Annotated in this window: 23 protein-coding genes; 8 read left to right on the top strand and 15 right to left on the bottom strand. The window is 44.1% G+C overall.

Annotation, left to right across the window (positions count from 1 at the left end; genetic code table 11):
* Positions 1 to 38: 38 nt before the first annotated feature.
* Positions 39 to 497, bottom strand: coding sequence for a very short patch repair endonuclease (locus tag B2Q61_RS12095; protein WP_290620634.1), 459 nt, complete (start codon positions 495 to 497; stop codon positions 39 to 41).
* A 213-nt stretch (positions 498 to 710) separates the two neighbouring features.
* Between B2Q61_RS12095 and B2Q61_RS12090 the strand changes: the two genes are divergently transcribed.
* Genes B2Q61_RS12090 through B2Q61_RS12075 form a run of 4 tightly spaced genes read left to right on the top strand, consistent with a single transcriptional unit; the run spans position 711 to position 7,962 of the window.
* Positions 711 to 2,213 (top strand): ATP-binding protein, encoded by a 1,503-nt coding sequence (locus tag B2Q61_RS12090; RefSeq protein WP_290620636.1) that lies wholly within the window; start codon positions 711 to 713, stop codon positions 2,211 to 2,213.
* On the top strand, positions 2,210 to 4,945 hold the full coding sequence (locus B2Q61_RS12085) for a Z1 domain-containing protein (RefSeq protein WP_290620638.1): 2,736 nt from the start codon (positions 2,210 to 2,212) through the stop codon (positions 4,943 to 4,945). The genes B2Q61_RS12090 and B2Q61_RS12085 overlap by 4 nt, the downstream gene beginning before the upstream one ends.
* Positions 4,938 to 5,903, top strand: coding sequence for a PD-(D/E)XK motif protein (locus tag B2Q61_RS12080; protein WP_290620640.1), 966 nt, complete (start codon positions 4,938 to 4,940; stop codon positions 5,901 to 5,903). Before B2Q61_RS12085 ends, B2Q61_RS12080 begins: the two co-directional genes overlap by 8 nt.
* A complete protein-coding gene (locus B2Q61_RS12075; protein ID WP_290620642.1) occupies positions 5,896 to 7,962 on the top strand; it encodes an AIPR family protein in 2,067 nt (688 codons plus the stop codon). Before B2Q61_RS12080 ends, B2Q61_RS12075 begins: the two co-directional genes overlap by 8 nt.
* On the opposite strand, the gene B2Q61_RS12070 is transcribed toward B2Q61_RS12075, so the two are convergent.
* From B2Q61_RS12070 to B2Q61_RS12055, 4 genes are all read right to left on the bottom strand, one after another.
* Positions 7,959 to 9,527, bottom strand: a complete 1,569-nt coding sequence (locus B2Q61_RS12070) for a DNA cytosine methyltransferase (protein ID WP_290620644.1) — start codon at positions 9,525 to 9,527, stop codon at positions 7,959 to 7,961. The genes B2Q61_RS12075 and B2Q61_RS12070 overlap by 4 nt on opposite strands.
* A gap of 106 nt (positions 9,528 to 9,633) precedes the next feature.
* Entirely contained in the window at positions 9,634 to 9,861 is a 228-nt protein-coding gene (locus tag B2Q61_RS12065; protein ID WP_290620646.1) for a hypothetical protein, read from the bottom strand.
* A 212-nt stretch (positions 9,862 to 10,073) separates the two neighbouring features.
* Positions 10,074 to 11,354: a type II toxin-antitoxin system HipA family toxin gene (locus B2Q61_RS12060; protein ID WP_290620648.1), complete on the bottom strand. Its 1,281-nt coding sequence runs from the start codon at positions 11,352 to 11,354 to the stop codon at positions 10,074 to 10,076.
* Complete coding sequence (locus B2Q61_RS12055; RefSeq protein ID WP_290612062.1) at positions 11,351 to 11,656, bottom strand: helix-turn-helix domain-containing protein; 306 nt, start codon at positions 11,654 to 11,656, stop codon at positions 11,351 to 11,353. The genes B2Q61_RS12060 and B2Q61_RS12055 overlap by 4 nt, the downstream gene beginning before the upstream one ends.
* A 368-nt stretch (positions 11,657 to 12,024) precedes the next feature.
* Here B2Q61_RS12055 and B2Q61_RS12050 point away from each other — a divergent pair, with 368 nt between their 5' ends.
* Entirely contained in the window at positions 12,025 to 12,441 is a 417-nt protein-coding gene (locus B2Q61_RS12050) for a hypothetical protein (RefSeq protein ID WP_290620650.1), read from the top strand.
* 53 nt (positions 12,442 to 12,494) lie between these two features.
* On the opposite strand, the gene B2Q61_RS12045 is transcribed toward B2Q61_RS12050, so the two are convergent.
* The 3 genes from B2Q61_RS12045 to B2Q61_RS12035 form a co-directional block, all read right to left on the bottom strand.
* A complete protein-coding gene (locus B2Q61_RS12045; protein ID WP_290620652.1) occupies positions 12,495 to 13,283 on the bottom strand; it encodes a putative porin in 789 nt (262 codons plus the stop codon).
* Between the two features lie 154 nt (positions 13,284 to 13,437).
* The gene (locus B2Q61_RS12040) at positions 13,438 to 13,830 is read right to left on the bottom strand and encodes a hypothetical protein (RefSeq protein WP_290620654.1); all 393 of its coding nucleotides are present in this window, start codon (positions 13,828 to 13,830) and stop codon (positions 13,438 to 13,440) included.
* Entirely contained in the window at positions 13,830 to 14,429 is a 600-nt protein-coding gene (locus B2Q61_RS12035) for a peptidoglycan recognition protein family protein (protein ID WP_290620656.1), read from the bottom strand. Before B2Q61_RS12035 ends, B2Q61_RS12040 begins: the two co-directional genes overlap by 1 nt.
* A 153-nt stretch (positions 14,430 to 14,582) precedes the next feature.
* Between B2Q61_RS12035 and B2Q61_RS12030 the strand changes: the two genes are divergently transcribed.
* Positions 14,583 to 14,969, top strand: a complete 387-nt coding sequence (locus tag B2Q61_RS12030) for a DUF4920 domain-containing protein (RefSeq protein WP_290620658.1) — start codon at positions 14,583 to 14,585, stop codon at positions 14,967 to 14,969.
* On the opposite strand, the gene B2Q61_RS12025 is transcribed toward B2Q61_RS12030, so the two are convergent.
* The 5 genes from B2Q61_RS12025 to ccoG form a co-directional block, all read right to left on the bottom strand.
* Positions 14,966 to 15,436 (bottom strand): hypothetical protein, encoded by a 471-nt coding sequence (locus tag B2Q61_RS12025; RefSeq protein ID WP_290620659.1) that lies wholly within the window; start codon positions 15,434 to 15,436, stop codon positions 14,966 to 14,968. The genes B2Q61_RS12030 and B2Q61_RS12025 overlap by 4 nt on opposite strands.
* Positions 15,429 to 15,962 carry a DUF6942 family protein gene (locus B2Q61_RS12020; RefSeq protein WP_290620661.1) on the bottom strand — a complete coding sequence of 178 codons (534 nt, stop codon included), beginning with the start codon at positions 15,960 to 15,962 and terminating at the stop codon, positions 15,429 to 15,431. Before B2Q61_RS12020 ends, B2Q61_RS12025 begins: the two co-directional genes overlap by 8 nt.
* Before the next feature lie 65 nt (positions 15,963 to 16,027).
* Complete coding sequence (locus B2Q61_RS12015) at positions 16,028 to 16,669, bottom strand: thiol:disulfide interchange protein DsbA/DsbL (protein WP_290620663.1); 642 nt, start codon at positions 16,667 to 16,669, stop codon at positions 16,028 to 16,030.
* Positions 16,670 to 16,720: 51 nt separating this feature from the next.
* Entirely contained in the window at positions 16,721 to 17,740 is a 1,020-nt protein-coding gene (locus B2Q61_RS12010; protein WP_290620665.1) for a serine/threonine protein kinase, read from the bottom strand.
* Complete coding sequence (gene ccoG / locus B2Q61_RS12005; RefSeq protein ID WP_290620667.1) at positions 17,727 to 19,154, bottom strand: cytochrome c oxidase accessory protein CcoG; 1,428 nt, start codon at positions 19,152 to 19,154, stop codon at positions 17,727 to 17,729. The genes B2Q61_RS12010 and ccoG overlap by 14 nt, the downstream gene beginning before the upstream one ends.
* Before the next feature lie 148 nt (positions 19,155 to 19,302).
* Between ccoG and B2Q61_RS12000 the strand changes: the two genes are divergently transcribed.
* Positions 19,303 to 19,668, top strand: coding sequence for a hypothetical protein (locus tag B2Q61_RS12000; RefSeq protein WP_290620669.1), 366 nt, complete (start codon positions 19,303 to 19,305; stop codon positions 19,666 to 19,668).
* Positions 19,669 to 19,693: 25 nt separating this feature from the next.
* On the top strand, positions 19,694 to 20,116 hold the full coding sequence (locus B2Q61_RS11995; RefSeq protein WP_290620671.1) for a DUF3010 family protein: 423 nt from the start codon (positions 19,694 to 19,696) through the stop codon (positions 20,114 to 20,116).
* A gap of 30 nt (positions 20,117 to 20,146) precedes the next feature.
* Here B2Q61_RS11995 and B2Q61_RS11990 read toward each other — a convergent pair whose 3' ends face one another.
* Both B2Q61_RS11990 and B2Q61_RS11985 read right to left on the bottom strand, forming a co-directional pair.
* On the bottom strand, positions 20,147 to 20,458 hold the full coding sequence (locus B2Q61_RS11990) for a replication protein RepA (RefSeq protein ID WP_290620673.1): 312 nt from the start codon (positions 20,456 to 20,458) through the stop codon (positions 20,147 to 20,149).
* The gene (locus tag B2Q61_RS11985; RefSeq protein WP_290620675.1) at positions 20,445 to 21,143 is read right to left on the bottom strand and encodes an AAA family ATPase; all 699 of its coding nucleotides are present in this window, start codon (positions 21,141 to 21,143) and stop codon (positions 20,445 to 20,447) included. Before B2Q61_RS11985 ends, B2Q61_RS11990 begins: the two co-directional genes overlap by 14 nt.
* Between the last annotated feature and the right edge of the window lie 9 nt (positions 21,144 to 21,152).

Below are 21,152 nucleotides of genomic sequence, written 5' to 3'. Positions count from 1 at the left end.
GACTTAAAACCATAAACTACAACCAGCGTCTGAACTCTTTATTCTACAACTTCAGGCAGCTCAGCAAAGCTGCTGCCGTCGCGCAGCCAATGTGCAATCTCGTCAGTAAGTTGTGGCAACGGCACCTTAGTCTTACCTTTGAGCGCACACTCCCAAACCAGCAATACCCGCCAGCCCAGTTCGCGCAGTTTGTCTTGCACTGCTTCATCGTGTGCCCTGTTTGAACTTATTTTTTGCTTCCACCACTCGGTGCGGGTTTTTGGCCAGTGAAACATAGCGCACTGGTGCTGATGCCAGAAGCAGCCCTGGACAAAAATAACGGCTTTGTATTTAGGAAATAGCAGATCCGGTTTGCCCGGCAGGTTGGCAACATGCAACCGGTAGCGGAATCCGGCTGTATGCAATGCTCTGCGTACCAACATTTCAGGCCTGGTATTTCTACCTTTGATGGCAGCCATGTTTTTGCTTCGGACAGCCTTGGAGTGTATGTCGGTCATTATGTTCCAAACTCAATTCAACCAGTGATTTTTTAAAAATAACAAAGTCTAGATAGTTTCTAAATTAGGTGTTAGTTTATTGTATTATTTGTTTTTGCCTGACCTTAACAGAATTATATCAATGTGTTAGGGTTTTTCCGCGCTAATCATATTAGTAATTGGGTGCGATATATAATTCGCAAACTTTGTTCATGGAAGAATTTGGGGTAATAAATGGAGTTTGCTACTGATGCAGGATACCAGGTCAGAGAAGTTCAGGCTGCACCCTATGCATCCTCACTTATTGAAGGGCACAGAGATTTTGGTTACAGCCTTGAAACCGCACTAGCTGATATTGTAGATAACTCAATTACTGCTGGCGCATCAGAGATTCGAATCACTGCAATCATCTCGTCAGATTCGCCTTACATTGCGATAGTTGACAATGGCAGCGGAATGAACGAATCCGAGCTTGTGGAGGCCATGAAGCTTGGTGCCAAAAATCCAACTCACAAAAGACTACGGAAAGATCTTGGTCGCTTTGGCCTTGGCATGAAAAGCGCAAGTTTCTCACAGTGCAGACAACTTACCGTAATTAGCCGAAAAGATGGACAAGATACCTGTGCAAGGTGGGATCTTGACCATGTGGCCTTTAAAAATGATTGGACATTAGCCATCATCGACACTCCGGAAAAGCTGACCCACTACCAATTGTTAACTTCAAAAGGCACGGCAATTATTTGGGAGAAACTCGACAGACTTCTTGGTGAAACAAGTCTGCCTCAGGGAAAATCTATTGAGCATGCAAACGCCGAACTTGTTAAAGCAGAAAGGCATTTATGCCAGGTTTTTCATCGTTTTCTGGAAGGTACTAAACCACGATTGTGTTTATACCTCAATGATCGAAAACTAAAGCCACTTGATCCACTTTGCAGTGACCACCCGGCAACACAAAAAGATCCTAAAGAGGTAATTACCCTTAGCAAAGGTGATGTCATAATTCGCTGTCATACATTGCCGCATCACAGAAAAATGGATTCTGATGACTGGGATGAATTAGCTGGGCCTGAAGGTCATGTTAAATCACAGGGGCTTTATATCTACAGGGAAGATAGATTAATCATTGCCGGTGGCTGGCTTGGGCTTACAAAGCAAACGGAGCTAACCAAACTCTGCAGAATAGCTATTGATATTCCCAACACTATGGATTCTGAATGGAAAATTGATGTTAAAAAAGCTTCAGCTCAGTTACCGCACCAAGTACGCGACCGATTAAAGCGGATCATTGAGCGTTTTGTTGGCACATCAAAAAGAACCTACAGTGCCAGAGGTAAAAAGTTAGTTGATGAGGATTTGCACCCCCTATGGAATCGCGTAATCGCCAACGGGCAAATAAGCTTTAAGCCCAATCTCGACCACCCGGTATTTTGCTCTTATGCCAATCAATTGCCCGAAGATCTTAAAGATGGCTTTTATCGCTGTCTGCGTCTGGTAGGTTCAGGCTTACCTATCGATACACTTCATATCGAATTAGTAGGTAACCCGGAAGCTGTAGTATCAGCTGAGGCGGAAATAGAAGATTTACGGAATCTTGTGTATTCACTTGCAGAAACCTTATTAAAAAATGGTGTAAACACCGACGCAATAAAAAACGTCATGCAAGCTAACCCGTATCTTCGTGACCGCTGGGAAACAGCGAATGAATTACTTTTAGAGTTTTTAGGGAAGAAATCATGAGTTCGATTTTTGATACTGTTAAAGATATGGTGGAAATGGGTTTATTCAGTCAGCCTAGAAAATCTGAATCCGAGCTACGTGAGTTCATTAAAAGTGTAGCAACTGTTTTTCCGCCAGGATTGAATGACGAAGAGATAGAAAAACTGGCGAGGGAGATAGAATTTAAGCAAGGTATCAAAGCAGGGCTGGGAGCGATTGTCGATGGTGAAGGGTTCGAGCCGTGGTTAGATGACGCAAAAGCTTCAATAACGCCATATTACTGGTCAAGGTATGAAAAACTGCTACTTCAAAATGGCTTACCTAAAGACGTAATTAGAACCACTGACAAAGTCACGGACACTATTTTAAGCCGATTGGGAAGTCCTTACCTGGAAAAACAGTGGGATCGTCGTGGCATGGTTGTTGGGCATGTTCAAAGTGGAAAAACAGCTAATTACACAGGATTAATCTGTAAAGCAGCAGACGCAGGTTATCGCTTAATCATTGTTATTGCCGGTATCCACACAAACCTGAGGAATCAGACTCAGGAAAGAATAGATGAAGGCTTTATAGGTTTTGACTCAGGTAAAGAGTGGGGTCGAATGGTTGGTGGCAGAAAGTATGTTATTGGGGCCGGCAACTTTGGTGCAGAAAGGAGACCAGTAACGCTAACTACACGAATACATGACTTTAATAAAAACAGAGCTGACAGCGACCGTAGTCAAATTGATGATTATGTCGAACCGGTTGTTTTAGTAATTAAAAAGAATCATCGTACCCTGCAGAACTTGCTTGATTGGTTAAAAGACAATAGCGCTTCTGGTGACCAGCAAATGATAGAACAGCCTATGCTATTGATTGACGATGAAGCTGATAACGCAAGTATTAATACAAAATATGGGAAGAAGCTCGTAACAACAATAAACGGTCAAATCCGGGACCTACTTAAGCTTTTTCATAGAAGTTGTTATGTAGCATACACTGCAACACCTTTCGCAAACATCTTCATAGATCCTGACCAAGACGATGATATGCATGGGGAGGATTTATTTCCTGCAGATTTTATTATTGGCTTAGATGCACCAGATAACTACTTTGGGGCTACTAAAGTGTTTATTGATGGTCTTCCTGATGACGGCGAGCCGCAATGGCTTAGAACTATACAAGACAACGAAGACATTCTCCCGATAAATCACAAGCAGGATTTTATTCTAAATGGTGTACCTAATTCACTAATAAAAGCAGTGCGATCTTTTTTGCTTGCAAGAACCATTCGTAATCTAAGGGGAGAGGAGCACAAACACAGCTCTATGTTAATAAACGCAAGTTGGCGAAACCCTATACAGAAACAGATAAGAAACAGAGTTCATGATGTCGTTGAGACAATTAAGAACTCTGTAAGGCTAAATGCATCGTTAGGTGAGGCGGCACTAAACGACCCAGAAATATTCGCTTTAAAACAAGTATGGGAAGAAGAATTTGCAGATAATTTTGCTGATTGGTCAAAAATCCAAGCACAGTTGCATGATGCTATAGCTGCAACTTCTGTTGTTGTGGTTAACAAAGACTCCGGATTCCTCGAATACCCAAAAGAGAGAAGCGGTTCAAAAGGGAAATCATATATTGCAGTTGGGGGATATGCGCTATCACGCGGCTTAACACTGGAAGGCCTTACAATAACGTGGTTTTTGCGTAACACTATGATGTACGACACGTTGATGCAGATGGGACGCTGGTTTGGCTATCGTACAGGGTATGAAGATCTCTGTCGCATATGGATGCCTGATGAAGCAATTGGCTGGTACAGCTTTATAGCTAATGCTACAAATGAGTTACATGATGAACTCAAAGATATGGAAAAGGCAAAAGCTACTCCAGAACAATTTGGTCTAGCCGTGAGGAGTCACCCTGCTTCTTTATTGGTTACGGCAAGAAACAAAATGGGCTCAGGAAGAAAAATAATTTCCTCTGTAGGCCTATCAAACGAATTTATTGAAACTTCAAAAGTATCAACTGCTCCAGAAAGCATTGAAAATAATATACGTCTAGCTAGAGAGCTAATAGCAAAATGCTTTGACGGTGACTTCCATAAAGAATCTTGTAAATGGGGCCAACTATTTTTTGGGATTGACTTTGATATTGTTGATCATTTTTTATCGGGTTGGGACAACGCTGAACAAAGCATCCTAACAAAAACTGAACCGGTAAGAGCCTACCTACGTCAAAGAAAAGATGATGAGGTTTCTAAATGGGATGTATTAATCGTAAGTCTGAACAAAGGAACTTATGATGATTCTCTCGGAGTTGAGATAATACCCATTCAACGTTATGTGTGCATAGATGACTTGAAGCATAACTTCATGTCCTTCAGTGGCAAAAAAATGCGAGTTGCCAGCCGAGGAGTTGAGAAAGCTGGTGTCGATCCAATAAAAGCCGAAAAGGCGGAAGAAGAGTACCGGATAAATAAACAGAAAACCCAAAATGAAAAATTAAACTACCCTGATGGTATATATCGAAAGGTTAGAGACCGCCCTCTTCTAATTATTTATTATGTTCAGGCAACCCCACCTAAAGGTCGAGAAAGTGATCCAAAGGCTGAACTGATTCCATCGTCACCAGTGGTGGCTTGGGGAATGAGCTTACCTGTGTCAAATAAACCATCTGATAAAGTTGAATATTTAGTTAATACGATACGGTATGAAGAGATGTTTGGAGAGTATCAAGAAGACGAGGATTTATTAACTGATGATTAAATCTGAGAGTCCTTGGAATAAGTTAAGTGAGGGTGAGGCATTAAGGGTCAATGCAGGCGGTAAATATGATTTTTTCTGGGTAAGACCAGAAGCTGGTATACCTAGTTTAATGCTTCGTTTATTGGAGAAGCCAGATCCATTACCCCGCTTACCCAAACTTAAAAACTTAAGTGCGAATTTTAGAGGCGTTACTACAGGCTATGCTTTTGTTCTTACCCTTAAAGATCAGAGTCAAATTGATGTATTCGAAACACTTTGCCGCGATGTAGTAGATGCAGGCGAATCAGCAGAAAATATCGATGATGCATTGTCACGAACCATACAAAGGACATATCGCTGGCATCACTTGCTTCGAGGCGGTAAACCGAACGGCTTAACCCTTGAAGAACAGCGAGGCCTGGTTGGTGAGCTAGCGTACTTACGTAAATTAGTTGAAAAGCTTGGCCCTGATATGGCCATTGAAGGATGGACAGGACCTAGCGGAGCAACTAGGGATTTCGAGTTCATAAATACCTGCATCGAAGTTAAAACTAAGAGAGTTGCTGCCAAACCCTATGCCTCTATTTCGTCAGCAGAACAGTTAGCTGATATCAAAGATTGTCGCCTTTTTCTTAATGTGCAAAACGTGGCATCAGCCGTCAGCCCCGATGGCTTAACTTTGCATGATCATGTAGAGATGACAGCTAAGTTATTTCAAAACTCAACTAACGCTCTTGATAAATGGGAAGAGTCTCTTTATTCAACCGGCTATGACCCAGCAAATGATTACGAAGAGCGCCGCTGGCATTTATTTGCAGATGAAACTTATGAAGTAAAGAATGGCTTCCCACGTATTACTGCCCCCCTATTGCCGGGCGTGGAAATGGTGAGGTATTCAATAGCACTGGATGCCTGCAGTGCATTTATAACAGACCAGGATCCAACAAGTCTGATTCTTGAGAGTGATGCTAATGAGTGAATTAATCGATTTTCACCGGGAGCTAATTGCGGATATCCAGGGTGATGCAGACGTTGAGGGGTTAATTACAGCAGAAGCTTTTTTTGAGAAAGTAACTGACTTACTTACCGAGACCGGCGAGATAGATGAGGCGAACAGAGCCTATTACGAGGGATCAGTTGGCAAGTCAGTTCTTAAGGTTGATGGATATGGTGGCGACCCGGCAGAAAACGCCAACATACTAACTTTAATTCTCTGCGATTTTGCCAACACTAATGAAGTCCGAGCGATTAACAAAGCCGATGCAGAGAGCTTTCAGAAAAGGTTATATCGCTTCCTAGAAGCCAGTTTAGATGCAAACTTCAGAAGTTCGCTGGAGGAGAGCAGTAATGGATTCAGTCTTGCTCAATTGATCAGCGTTAGATGGCAAAATATAGAAAAAATTAAATTTATCGTTGCCACGAATGCCAGTTTCAACGCGCGCTCTGATGCCGAGCCCCTGGAGCCATTGGATAATAAACCAATTAGCCTGAGCGTTTGGGATCTAAAGCGACTCAAGCAGTTTGTTGAGCAAGGGCAGGCAAGAGCGGATCTGGTAATAAACTTCGCCGACGATTTTGGCGGCAGTGTACCTGTCCTTAAAGCCTCGACAGGCGGTGACACCCTTGAGAGCTATCTTGCCGTTATACCGGGCTGGCAACTGGCAAGCATTTATGAAAAATGGGGACCAAGATTACTTGAAGCAAATGTCAGAAGTTTTCTGCAAGCGCGAGGTAAGGTTAACAAGGGTATCAGAGATACAATCAGAGACGAGCCCCATATGTTCTTTGCCTATAACAACGGTTTAAGTGCGACAGCAGATAGTATTGAACTGGAAAAAACTGAACATGGCCTCGCCCTGTCAAATGCCAGCAACCTTCAGATTGTAAATGGAGGCCAAACCACTGCATCTCTACATGCGGCCAGAAAGCTGTTTGAACAGCAACTAAAAAACGTGCATGTACAAATGAAGCTCACAATAGTGCCAAACTTGCTTTCTGAGCAAGTAGTTCCAAAGATTTCTGAGTACGCCAACAGCCAAAATAAAGTTAACGCGGCTGATTTCTTCGCTAACCACCCTTTCCACGTCAGAGTGGAAGGACTATCACGTAAATTACTGGCGCCAGCTGGCGAGTCGGGATACCGCGAGACCAAGTGGTTTTATGAACGGGCAAGAGGCCAATATGCTGACGAACGCGCCCGTCGAACCATTGCTGAACGGAAAAAATTTGACACCGAGTTTCCGAGGAACCAGTTCTTTACCAAAACAGAGCTGGCAAAAATTGAAAATACCTTTAGCTGCTTACCACATACTGTGAGCTTGGGCGCACAGAAAAATTTTACCGAGTTTGCAAAAAATATTGGTAAAACATGGGGAAATAACGGCGAGTCTTTTGATGAATTATGGTTTAGAAGGCATATCGCTAAAGTTATCTTATTCCGTGCTATGGAAAATTTGGTTTCAAAAGCGGATTGGTACGAAGGAGATTGTCGGGCCAATATTGTTACCTATGGCATAAGTAAACTGGTTTTTGATCTTAACGAAATAGACAAAGTTATTGATTTGGACTGGATCTGGAAAAATCAATCATTACCAACTCAATTAAATATTGCTTTACTAGAGGCGGGTAGAATTTCACAAGAAGTTATTATAAATCCCCCCAAAGGGCTTCAAAATCCAAGGGAATGGGCGAAAAAAGAAATATGTTGGAAATGGGTGGCTGAGAGAAAAGCTGATTATATGCTTAAGCCTGACAAAATAAGTATTTCAAACGAACTCGCCATAAGCAGATCAAAAGATGCAAAACGTACTGCGCAACTTGATCAGAGTGTAAACGCCGAGATTGAAGTTTTTAAACTGGGCTCAGAACTATGGCGCTCAGCTTTGGCATGGGGAACCAGTAAAGATCTTCTCAGCCTAAAAGAGCGAGGCATACTTGAGACCTGTACTGCGATCCCCAAAAAGATACCGTCTGACAAACAATGCGCCGTAGCTCTGGCAACTTTGAATAAGTTAGAAGAAATGGGTTTTGAAATTTAACCTGTGTTATCGCCGTTAATGTAATCCCATACAATAGCGGCGATTTGATTTGCAAGTAATGGAGGCACAGCATTACCAACCTGATGAAACTGATCCGTCCGTGGTCCTTGGAAAAAGTAATTATCCGGGAAGGTTTGTAGGCGTGCAGCTTCACGCACAGTCAAGCTGCGGCTTTGCGCCGGGTCATAATGGATAAAGTAATGACCATCTTTTGATATATGGCTGGTAATGGTAGTCGAAGGGCCGTGACGTGTTTGCACCCGGAAGCGATCTGAAAACTTGCCGCTTTCCCAGTTTTTATGAGCTGGCGCCAAGCCTGGGAGCATAAATTCAGCATGCCCTTTTGGTGATTTATTGTGTTGTTCGGCAAAGACTGCCGCATAAGCATAACGGCCTAAATCGTCAATTCGATGTGAGCGACTTTCATGATTTAACCAAACAGAAAGGTTCTTATCTATCAACCAGGCATCTAGCTGCTCAGAACCTGTCTCAGCATCATACTTTTTTGGGTATACATTTGCACCATAATCAGAGCGCTCTTGTAACTTAGCTGCTGCTTGTCTTAAACCAGTAGCAATATCTTGCATAGCGTATTCAATAGCACTGTCGGCTAATTCATCTAACATCTTGCCTACATTGTCTGCCCAAAAGCAGGGAGAATCAGGTTGTTTGCTTAAACGACTGCGAAGCTTTGGTAACTCGTCGATTGCGTCTTCAACACTCACTTCCGCCTGTTTTACAAGGTTGGGCATAGCACCGAATACCTGTTCTTCCCTTACACCTACCAAAATCACACGATGACGAGCTTGCGGGATACCATAATCTTCGGCTTTAATAATAAAAGAGTTAGCGTCCAGTTTGGCCGGATCATCATCGGCCGAAAAAGATTGGTCAGACACCATCGAAAAGATTTTATACCGCACGCCGTCAGAAACGCCTTCAATCGCCCGTTCCGGGCAAGCGAGGTCGCGTAAAATTTCATGAAAAATAAGACCGTCATTCACTTTGGCAGACAATAGTCCTTTAACATTTTCCATTACAAACAAGGCTGGCCGGTATCTTTGAATGATACGTAGGTACTCTTTGTATAAGAAATGTCTGTTGTCTCCCTCGGCTTTATAGTCTGCTTTACCCTTGTTACGTGCTCTGCCAACCAGCGAATAAGCCTGGCATGGCGGCCCGCCTATTAATACCCACGGAATATTAGGCGTGCTACCAAGAGCACAAGTTATGGCTTTGTCTAACTCGGTATTACCGGTTTCAGTGCCGAGTTCGATGCATAACGCTTCTTCACCGGCTTTTCGCCATAAATATTCGGAAGCTTCGCTGTACGGCTCGGTTGTTTCGCCGTGGCAGTAGGAGTAATAGTCTGAAAGTAGCTCCGGACGCTCTGACCGCAACAGGCGATAAAAAGCCCGCAAACGTAAGGTGAGATGAGCTACAGGGTCTTTTTCAGCGGATACTACTATATGAAACGACTTGCCGTCATTAAGCGCAGAGAAACCTTCGCCTAAACCACCCGGACCGGCGAAAAGATCAACAACAGGAATTGAATTCCGTTTCATAAGCCTCAGAAAATAACATCAGACATACAACCAAGTGCTGGATTATATTCAGATAGCCGACGAGTTAACAGCTTTAAAACCGCCTTTAGCTTATAAGTTCCGTCTGTCAACACAGTAAAGGCTGCAGCAACACCTCAATAGCACTATTGGCACTGTAAACTGCATCAGCCACATCAAACTCCAGCCCGGAATCGAATTCAATTCCATCCTGACACACCGACCAGATATACCCACCGCACCAGCGGTCAGGGTTATCTTCTATATAAATAGTAAAACCGTTAACTTCTTCTTCGTAGGGCACTGTTAAATCGTCTGTTTTGTGCTGATTTTTCATGGTATATACTCCAGCAGTTGGTACTGACAAAGTATTTACCGGGCGCAGGGTAATCACCACGGACAATAAGTCACATAAATTGATATTTTTTAATCAAGCCGGCATGGGCAGTTTACCAACCACTAAAATTGAGCAGCGTGGAATTGGTAAACTTGTGTCGCAGTTTTGTTTATACGCTGCCTGTGCTGCGATTTCTTTTAACATAAGGGTAATTAAATATTGAACGCAGATTCCTGCATTATTTGCTCTGCCCGGCTAATCCCTAACCGCTTCGCAACGGCTTGCCAGTCTTTAACTGCACTTAGCACTTCGTCGTGAATTTGAGTTGCCTGGATTTGAGAAAGCCGAAAGAAGCCTTTTACTTCAAAAGCTAACTGGTAGTCTAAGGCATTGTCTGTGTCAGTAATGTTCAGGTGTAGCCCTTGTTTACCAACGATGGGGTTTAAGTCATAAGCAGGTGATAACTTCCAGCCATTCTTGGTCAGTAAAAAACCATGGTTACGCAGGTGATCATCCGTATTAGACACCGCAATATTAAAGATGATGCGGCGCCACAATTGTGCTAAATCAGCTTCTGTTTGTGCTCCCTGTTTGGAGAGAAACTCAGCAATTTCTAAATAGCTGGCACCTTGCGATCGTTCGCCATCATAGTATTGCAGCTGAGTCATAGCCGATGAAAAATGCAGCCGCTGCTGTCCCTGCCGGTCAAAGCGCTTTGTTAAAAAGGTATGGTGTTGCGATGAAAACTGCCTGATCTCACTTGGAAACATCTCAACGCCAGCAGCTAAAGCCAATTCATAACAGACCATCTCCCACGCACCAACATCATGGGTATCATTTACATTAGGAAATTTAGCTATCCATAATTGATTTTGTTCATCGGTTGCACAGGCTTTTGGTCTGGCACCGCCTAAAGATGAACCAGGTGCAATCAGCATTTTTAGCCAACGATAATACTCGTCACTGTCAATGTTATCGTCTTTTTCAATTTGCATGGCGGCGTGTTCTAACTCACGTAATGATGCCATTGGCGGTGCAACAAACTCGACATGATTGTCAAGAAAAGGGTTGTCTGAAAAAGAGGCATCTGAACAATCAGCATTGTCAGCCCGCTTAAATCGGATCCCTCCCATTCGATATGAATCATGTACGCCCAGCAAGTAATCCAATTCGTTTAATCGACTCGTTGCCCTAATGCCCTTACGCGCTTCAATAGCAGCACGGCGTTGCATTAAAATACGTCCCCAACGATCGGGGGATGAGTCCAGAAAAGCCCGGAAGTTTTTATCGGCTTCGTCATTGTAAAGTTCACCAGCATACAGTGTCAGCATAGGGTCTATTTGCAAGCGATAAGGTGAGGTAAGAAATGCTTTATCGTACGCAAAGCTAAACACACCACCCCGACTTGATTCACTGTAAGTAAGGTGCCCAACTAATAATGGCTGTTCAATTGGATGCCAGTCGGCATATACCTCGACGATTTCACGGCTCATTTTGAACCTTCCAGCAATTTTATATTTTGCAGCTTGATGCCCACTTCATCATGAGCCGCCATTTCTGCAAAGTTACTTTCCATTCCCAATACGGCCATGATCTTCAGATAAGTGCCGATAGCGACACCAGGGTCACCCGCGAAGACCTTGTTCACGGTTTTATGATCAAAACCAGTTCGCTCACACAATAATTTTTTAGTAAAACCACGGCGTTTCATGGCTAATAACAAGTCCTCACCAAAATGCGTAAGGATTTTTCGCTGCTTAGGAAACAGAACATTGTGCAAATCACGCTTAGCCATACCTCACCTACCAGGATTATATTCCTACTATTTAATAATTAATGGGAATATAGTCCCACTTTAATAAGTTAGCAACTGCCAAGCAAAATTAAGAGGACTATGTTCCCACCTATGCGCTATTAATAGGATTAATATCCAACTATGAGATATTCCATACGGAATCGATGATGTTGACAGCATTATTAACCCAGCTTTGTTAATTATTCATACCGGTCGTGGCAGCTCGTCATCTGCTTTAAATAGCCCGGCGCTTAATTGATACACCACGCTGACTCCAGCTGGACCTGACTGCTTATTAATCAATTGCCTAAAATTTAGCTCCATGTAACACTTGGCTGATTAAGTCATTTGCTAAATAAGGATATGTCATGCAAACCACGTTTTCCCGGGATTACACTCTGCTAAATCAGCGCAGCCTTAACGTGCCTGTCTGGTTAAAGTTTTCCGGGGTTTGTTTGCTGGGTGTTTATTTTCTTTTTCTGGTGTATATCACCGGCTTTCTTTATCAGCAGCAATTACCGGCTTTTATCACCATTACTACTGAAAACGTTGCCATGGCGTTTGGGATGATGTGGCTGTTTTTTATTGTGGCTGCCGCCAGTTTTTATGGGTTGATTACCGGTCGTTACCGGGGGTTGATTGCCTGTCTTATTCTGGCGTATCTGGGCCTTGCCGACGCCTGCTTTAGCCTGGTATATCAGGGTAAGATTGAACTGGGCTTACTGCTGTTTCCACTGTTTATTTACCAGCTATACAAAATAAAAGCGAAATGGGCCCGGGCATAAAAAAGGGGCAACAAATGTTGCCCCAAAAGCGCTAGTGCAGCTACCAGAGAAAGTTAGAACTGACCGGTTACGCTCAGGCTGTAGGCCTTATAGTCTGAGTTATCAGTATTGCTGGCAAAGCCGGCTTCTAATGCCCAGTTCTGGTTGAAGAAATGTTTGGCGTTGAGGCTGTAACTGTCTTCTTTACTGTAAGACATACCCACAGAGGTCATTTTACTGAAATAGTAATCTGCATTTGCTGCCCATGTTGAGCGGTCAAACTGCTCTGCCAATGATACGCCGACAGCGATAAAGCGGTCAGCGCCCAGACTGGCGAAGTATTTGCTGCTGATACCGTATTGATCAAATTCATCATCAGTGTAAGCCGTAAAGCCCACATAATCATTGCCCTGCAGCTGATGGTTGTAGCTGGCAGAGAAACGGTAACTGGTATCACCTTCTTCTGGCTTAGCGGCTTGTGCCCGGATAATAAAGTCTTTAGAAATCAGATAACCAATACCAACAGAGGTTGCATGAGAGCCGGCGTTGTCGGTATAACGAGCAGATAACACCAGATTGTTTTCAGCAAAGTATTCACCACCAATGCTCCAGAAGTTCTCGCCATCAAACCGGCTGAATGCTGCGCCTACGTTAGTAACTTTATTAATATATTCAAATTGATCCAGCGGACCCAGTGTTTGTTTTTTATCAAAAAAGTAAGTGCTATTCAGCGACCACACGGTTTCAGATTCACCGCTAACCCGCAAGTGATCGGCACGCAGTTCATTGAATAATTGGTATTCTTCGGCAGAAACAGCAGTAGCAGTTAGTGCGATTACAGGCAGAATGTACTTCAACGTCATTGTTTAAATTTCCCTAAATTGGTGATTGCGGCGCGCATACTACAGCCGGCAAATGAAAAAGTAAAACAATATTTAATGTTTATTTTACATATAAACTTTTCTGTTTACTTTGTACGCTACCATAGGTTATTTACACATCAACAGGAAATTGAGTTTATTTCTGCAAGTCTGTTACAGGACTAAAAAGTTCAGCACAATTATCACAGGCAAAGTAACGGTACTGTTTACCGCATTTGATATTACCGGTAGCACCTGCCCGCACCTGCCAGGTACAGCTTTGCTGCTGAAGTTTTAACGTACCTTCAATAGCACATGGCGCGTAATTGTAATGATCGTGAAGCACTTTATGTTCAACCTCACGTGCCAGTTGAAAAAACCGTTTCACGTCATTATTGCTTAAATCAACGTCTTCCGGTTCGCATTGCTCAGGCGCATCAGAAACAAAATCGGCAATATATATCTCACTGATATCATTGCTGTTAAATTCGCTTTTTTCATTACACCCAAGTAACAATAAGATCAGACAACAGCCAATTAAATGTCGCATTACCAGCTAGCCCCTTTTGCTTCACCAGGATTTTTGTAAGATACCTCCGGATGACGGTAAACATCTGTGTTAGTTAACGAGAAATGTTTATACAACTCTGCCAACAGCCACTGCAGAGACTCATTTTGTGCAGGGGTAACCGCTTCATAATTAGTATCATTGACATGTTTACCTACGATCTCAATACCCAGCGCGTCAGAGTTAACCGGGTAACGTTCCGGGTAAGATTTTTGCCGCTCGTGCGCATCCAGCGCTTTAATTTGGTTGCTCCACGATTTAGCCAGAATCTTCGCCATTTCAGCACTGTCACAACTGTTTTTATCCAATGTAAGGCACTTGGACTTAATTAATCTGCCCACATGGTAACAACGTTTCTGCGTACTGGCTGTCTGATAAATCTGACCATTTTTTCCTATCAGAAAATGAGCGCCGTTGCCGCCATTATCATAAGCATTAAAAGTGTGCTGAGCTGAGGGGGCGTCTGTTTGATGAACTACAACCGCATTAACCCGTGCTAAATTACCATGCTCAATTGTTGGGTAGCGTTTTAGTGAGATTTTATCACCTATTAACATACCTTCAGTATTCAGTGTAGACATAGGGTCTCCATATATCGTTGCCAACTTCAGAGCTTAGTTATAGCGCAAAAATACAATAGTTAAAAATTTAATTTACAATTTAGCAATATTTTTATCTGCTTGCCTTTTCTGGTTGTTGCGCCAGAATAGGCTATTGGCTACAGGAGCATCACTATGTTTAAAACACTTTTAGCATTAGCATTTTCTGTCACATTGTTCAGCGCTCAGGCCGCTACCGTTTTTGGTGAGGTTGTTGATAAAGCAGCAGTAATGCCAGTGGAGCAGTTATTAGCTGCACCGCAAAAGCACTTGCAGCAGGTAGTGACTATTTCAGGCACGGTGGACTCAGTTTGCAGCAAGCAAGGCTGCTGGATGAAATTTGCCGCAAACAGCGACAATAATCCGTTCCGGATAAAAGTTCGTGACGGTGAGATGGTGTTTCCGCTAAGTGCTAAAGGCAAAACTGCTTATGCCACTGGCGTGGTAACCCTGTGGCCGCAAAGCGAAGATAAAGCAGATGGTTATCAGCTGGTACCCACCGCAGTGGAAATAGCCGACTAGTTGATAGTGCCAAGTCGCAGTTGCACTAAATAATGACGTAACTGCGCCACCCGCTGTGGCCGGTTAAACAGCTGATAGAGTTGCAACCAGTCGGCTGGCGGCATCCAGCACACACTATTTTGCCAGTGACACCGCTGCGGATTAAATTGCCAACGGCTTATGTTATCGCCCTGCTTTACCGCAATACCGGCCATCAGCTCAATATCCGGCCAGCCAGTGTGGCTAAATCGGGCAAAATGGCTGCTGGTATATTCACTATGTACTGGCCGGTCCTGCACCTGATACTCTGCGGCTAATGCCTGGCAGATAGCCGTAAAATCATCCTCGCTGCAGACGATATCAATATCGTTTGGTGATTTTTCCAGCCCCAGTTGCCACAGCAGACAACTGCCACCAATACCAAACCGGAATGGGCGCAATAATTCGCACAACTGCTGCAACTGCGCCAGTAACTTAGTATTATTCATCAATAGCCTTGATAAGATAGGCTAAATAAGCCAGTTTTTCGTTATTGAGCTGACGGTAATCGAAATACGGGCATACCAGCAGCCGGTTAAACTTATCTATTGCAAACTCGTTATTCAGCCAGGTTAGCTGCGCTGGTAATCCTGCGTCAAGCAGGGCCTTTGCATGGGTTCGGCCGGCAATTATATGCACGGTTTTTAATTGGGGCTGCATTGCGGGCGAGCTAAACAGCAGCGCGGTATTACTGCCAGCCTGCAGTAAATATTGATCCCGATACTGCTGCCAACTGGCAGCGTGCCTGATAAAGCTGAACTGTTTTGCATCCAGCGCAAATAATAGTTTGCTATATACGTTAAACACCTTGCGCCAGCCATTGCCACAGGCACTGTTAATCAGCTCTATCTCAGCTGCCAGTAGCGGCTTTATCTGGCATAAACCGGCATATTCAGCCATTGGCGGCCGGTTGGCGATGTACACGTTGATATTAGCGTCGTTATCTCCAAAGCCTGCCGCTATTTTTTGTGTCATATCGTACCCATGAAGCTAACAAAAAGGGTGGCCAATGCCACCCCGGATTATCAACTTAAACTTATTTAAGCGTCTTTTTGCAGCAGGTAACTAATCAGCTCCTGTAACTCATTTTCCAGGTTACGCTGATTAAGTGATTCGTTCAGAATTTTATATTTGTCATTGACCACCAGCATAGGCACTGAGCTTAACACCCGGCTTTCTGAAAGTTCGTTTTGTTCTTTCTTCATCTGGTTGGCAGCACCACGAATAGAAAAACTGCGCATGGCTTTTTCATACTCTTCTGCCGGAATATCATTAATCAGCATCAGACTACGAACATCATCTTCATTGACGAATGGTACCCGACTACGATGGATTTGATTAAAAATAGCGGAGGCAACCTGATCACCTTTACCCATATTTTTACCCACAAGGTAAGCACGTGCCAGCATATCCTGAATTTCCGGCGAAGCTGCCCGGATAAAATCGACATGGACTTTCTTAAATTCAGCATTGTCTGGTAATTTTTTGGCCAGACTTTGTGCTACTGGCTCAAAACCATAACAACCGCCGCAAAAGAATGAAAAATATTCTTTAACCACCGGCTTGGCTGATGCTTGCTCGGCAATCACCTGATAATGCTTACCTTCCACAAATTTTGAATTAGCACTCACTGCCAATGGCAATAGCAGTGCAAACAAACATAGTGATAACAGCTTTTTCATTTTAAATTACATCCTTAATCGGGCCGACTCAGCCGCTAGCTTAACAAATTGTCAGTAGCCTGGCACCAGTGATAATGGCGGTTGTTGCAATAAAGCCAGTTGTTCTTTTAACACCAGACATTGTTGCTCCCAGTATTTATCAGTGGCAAACCAGGGGAAACTTTGCACGAAAGCCTGATCTTGCCAGCGCCGCGCTAACCAGGCCATATAGTGCACCATACGCATTGCTCTGAGTGGCTCGATCAGTTTTAGTTCCGCTGGATCAAAATCACAGTATTGCTCGTACTCATCCAGCATCAGTTCCAGGGTCAGCCGTTGTTCTTGCTGATCGCCCGATAACATCATCCAGAGATCCTGAATTGCCGGCCCGGTGCGACAATCATCCAGATCAACAAAAAAGGGGCCCTTATCAACATAAAACAGGTTACCAGCGTGACAATCACCATGTAGCCGGATTTGCCGGCCAGGCTGGTATTGCCTGCTGGCTTCCGCAATAACTTGCTGCAACACAGTGTCAAAAGCCAAACGCATATAATCCGGAATCAGCTCCAGCTTTGTCAGCACCTGCTGACTTTGCAGCAGGTGGCTATCAATGCTGAAGGTTGGCCGGCTTACGAAAGTTTTTTTAGCGCCAACCTGATGCATTCTGCCAAGAAAGCGCCCTAACATTGCCAGTTGTTCGTCGTTATCTACTTCCAGAGTGCGACCGCCCCGGCTGGGAAACACCGCAAAGTAATAGCCCTGATATTGCAATAAACTGGCACCATTAAACCGCAGGGGTGCCACCATAGGGATATCCGCGTCAGCCAGTTCAAAGGCAAAATCATGTTCTTCCTGAATTTGCTGCGGGCTCCAACGCTCAGGCCGGTAAAACTTGACCACATATTTTTTTGCTTGCGGGCTATGATCAGGATAAGCCGTAAACTGATATACCCTGTTCTCATAACTGTTTAAGGCGAGTAAACCACTACTGACGTCCAGCCCTAACTGTAACAACGCGTCCAGAATAAGTTCGGGTCCGAGGGTGGCAAAGTCAAACCGGCTGATGATTTCACTGTTAACGGCCGGCAAAGAATTTATTCCCCTGGCTGACGCTATAGCCATCATCGGACAACTCGGTAACACTAAACTCAATATCCAGTATCGGTTTCGATACGCTGTAGGGATCAAGTGCCAGACTGACCGGCACATTGAGATTGTCGCCGCCGGCGATCGTGACTTCGGTTGGCCCAATCCAGCTGAAATCGTTTACCCCGGAAACCGTTAACTGATATGTTTTTGCCTGCTGCGACTTGTTAATAATACTGAGGGTATAGGTGTTTTCAATTAAACCTTCCGGTGTCTCACGATACAGTGCACCACGGTCACGAATAATATCCAGCTCAAGCGGCTTTCGCAGGTAGAGGTTTGTGCCGAACGCTGCACACACCACCAGCAGAATAATAAAGTAGCCGACCAGTTTTGGCCGCAATATCTTAGTGGGTTTGCCGTTTAAGCTATGCTCTGTGGTGTAGCTTATCAGGCCGGGTGGATAGCCCATTTTTGCCATGGTATCGTCGCAGGCATCTATGCAAGCGCCACAGTTAATGCATTCATATTGCAGGCCATTTCGGATATCAATACCGGTAGGACACACATGAACACACAGATTGCAGTCAATACAGTCGCCGAGACCTTTTTCCTTGTAGTTTTTATCTTTGCGGCTACGCGGACCGCGGTTTTCGCCTCGTTGCTCATCATAGGTGACGGTAAACGTATCTTTATCAAACATGGCGGACTGAAAGCGGGCATAAGGACAAATATGAGTACACATAATTTCCCGCATCCAGCCGGCGTTACCATAAGTACAGGCCGTAAAAAAAAGTACTGAGACTACAGCCCAGAATCCTGCTTCAAAGGTAAAAAATTCAATAAATAAGGGGCCTACGGGGGTAAAGTAACCCACAAATATCAGAGAGGTTAATAACGCGAATGCCAGCCAGCAAAAATGGGTAAGCGCCTTTTTAAAAAATTTGGTGGCTGACCACGGGGCCTGATCCAGGGTCATGCGCTGATTACGGGTGCCCTGAATCTTTTCTTCAAACCACATAAAAATAAAGGTCCATACTGACTGTGGACACAAATAACCACACCAGACCCGACCATAAAAAGCCGTGACAAAAAATAACGCATAGGCCGAAATAACAAAAATCCAGGCCAGAATAGTGAAATCCTGTGGCCATAAGGTAAGCGCAAAAATATTAAATTTCTGCTCGCCAATGTTGAGCAGGATGGCTTGTTTGCCGTTGTATTGGATCCATGGCAGAAGCATAAACAGCGCCATAAAAATAAAACCCATATTACGCCGCAAACTCTGATGTAATCCTTTAACTGAGCGCACGTAAATGCGATCGCGGGAAGCATATTTAGCTTGGTTTAGTAACTCCGGTTTATACGTTTCTACCTTCACAGGTATGTTTTTTATATCGATGCGGTTGTTATCCACGGCTACCTCTTACCAGCTGCTGCGCTGGGGCAAGTATAACAGCCTTGGCCACATAATATTTGATATAAAATAAGCATCAGAGCAGCAGATGCGACTTTGCCAAAAATACTTTACAATAGCGGCTGCGATTTTTGAGGTGCGCTATCTGATGAAAAAGTTTTTTTGGCTGGCTGTGATTGTGTTGTTGCTGCTTACTTTCTCCGATCACGAGTTACTCAGGCCCTATCGTGATCAGTTATATGGTCTGATTCTGGATAACGCTCCCAGTTCCGGTAAGATGTCTGATGAGCAGGCGTTACGGCAAATTAAAAAGCAACTGAATGCGCTTGCTGCCGACTGGGGCGAAGGTCAGCAACAACAACTGACCAAGGCGGCCGAATCGAAAAGCAGTGTCCTGATTTTTCATCAGCGCTACTGTGTCAATCGTGACTTTAACCCTATTTTATTCGGAGAGCCATTACGCCAAAGCTGCAGCATTATTAGTAGCCACTTGGAAGCTCTGACCAGCCCTTAACCAGGCAAATTTACTGAGAAATATTATGCGTGTATGTGGAATTGAAATTAAAGGCAGTGAGGCAATTTTATGCCTGATGACATTAAAAGACGGCCTGTTCGATTTACCTGAGTGCCGGCAGACCCGTTTGGCACTCAGTAACGATAAAGATGCTGAAAGCCTGCAAAAGTTTCAGTTTAATCTGGCCAAGCTGATTGAAGACTACAAAATCGAACAGGTAGTGATCAAAGAGCGTCCACAAAAAGGTAAATTTGCCGGTGGTGCTGTAGGTTTTAAAATTGAAGCGGCGATTCAGCTGATCAGCAATTGTCCCAGTCTGATATTGTCTGGCAACACCATAAAAGAAAAAATTAAGCAGCATCCTGTACCCGTCGATTTCAAAGATACAGGGTTAAAAGGATTTCAGGAAACTGCGTTTATTATTGCGTACGCCTTTTTAGCTAAATGAGTCGCTTAAGCCAGTAACACGGAAACCGGCCTAATCAGAGCCGGTTTTATTTTTTCTGTCAGATACCGAATTCAGTTCCACCTGTGCTACCTGAGTAGCCCGCAAAATTAACCGCCGAATCAATTTTGATTTGGCTTCACCCGTCAGTTCGCTAAGGTCATTTAAAGCAGCTATCGCTTCTTCACTTAAGGTAAAGGTCGCATGGCGCATCGGCAAGCGACTTTGCTCGTCTTCGTCAGCTGATTGATGACGTAAGCTAACAATGCGCGGCAAACCAAGCGCATAATTATTGGCGTCATCAATAAACTCATCCGTCGTTAAAGCCGCTTTATTTGACGGCAAACACTTTTTCTTCAGGTCGCTCAGCGCCATCTTCTTGTATCGCCTTCATTGCCAGGAGTTCTTCAATAATTGCCCGGATTTCGTTGGCAGCTTTGCCATCGCTATCGACATCCATTACCGACAAGCCTTTTTCTTCACTATCATCGTAAATATTCCTGCTGTAGGTAATATTTTTCAGTACTCTGATATTAAATGATTCGCAAACTTCCTTGGCATCAAGGATCCGGTTGGCCTGGTTAGGTAGCGAAGGACATTGGGTCATAACACAACCCACGATCATTGCCGGATTAACAATATTGCAGGCGCTGACCAGATCTTCCAGATGTTCCAGCGTTTTCAGATCTCGCCGTTTAGGACGCAAGGGAAACAGCACATGGCTTGCCACCACCATTGCGGAACGCAGAGCTACGCTATCCTGGCCACCACAATCGACGACTACCACATCGTAGTGCTTTTCCAGGCTTTGCAACTCATAACGAATTTTGCCGTACATCTGAACACAATTAATCCAGGCCAGGCTGGCATCGGTATGCCGCTCCTGCACCCAATCAGACGTTGTGCGCTGAGGGTCGCAATCTACCAGCATGACATTTGCCTGTTTCTCACGTGAGAAGTACACCGCAATATTCTGCGCCAGACAGCTTTTACCACTACCGCCTTTTTCACCACCTACTAACACGATCATTCACGCCAC

The organism is Arsukibacterium sp. UBA5043, from assembly GCA_002415085.1.
In the GTDB taxonomy this organism is placed as follows: domain Bacteria; phylum Pseudomonadota; class Gammaproteobacteria; order Enterobacterales; family Alteromonadaceae; genus Alishewanella.
This window is presented reverse-complemented; position numbering and strand designations above follow the sequence as displayed.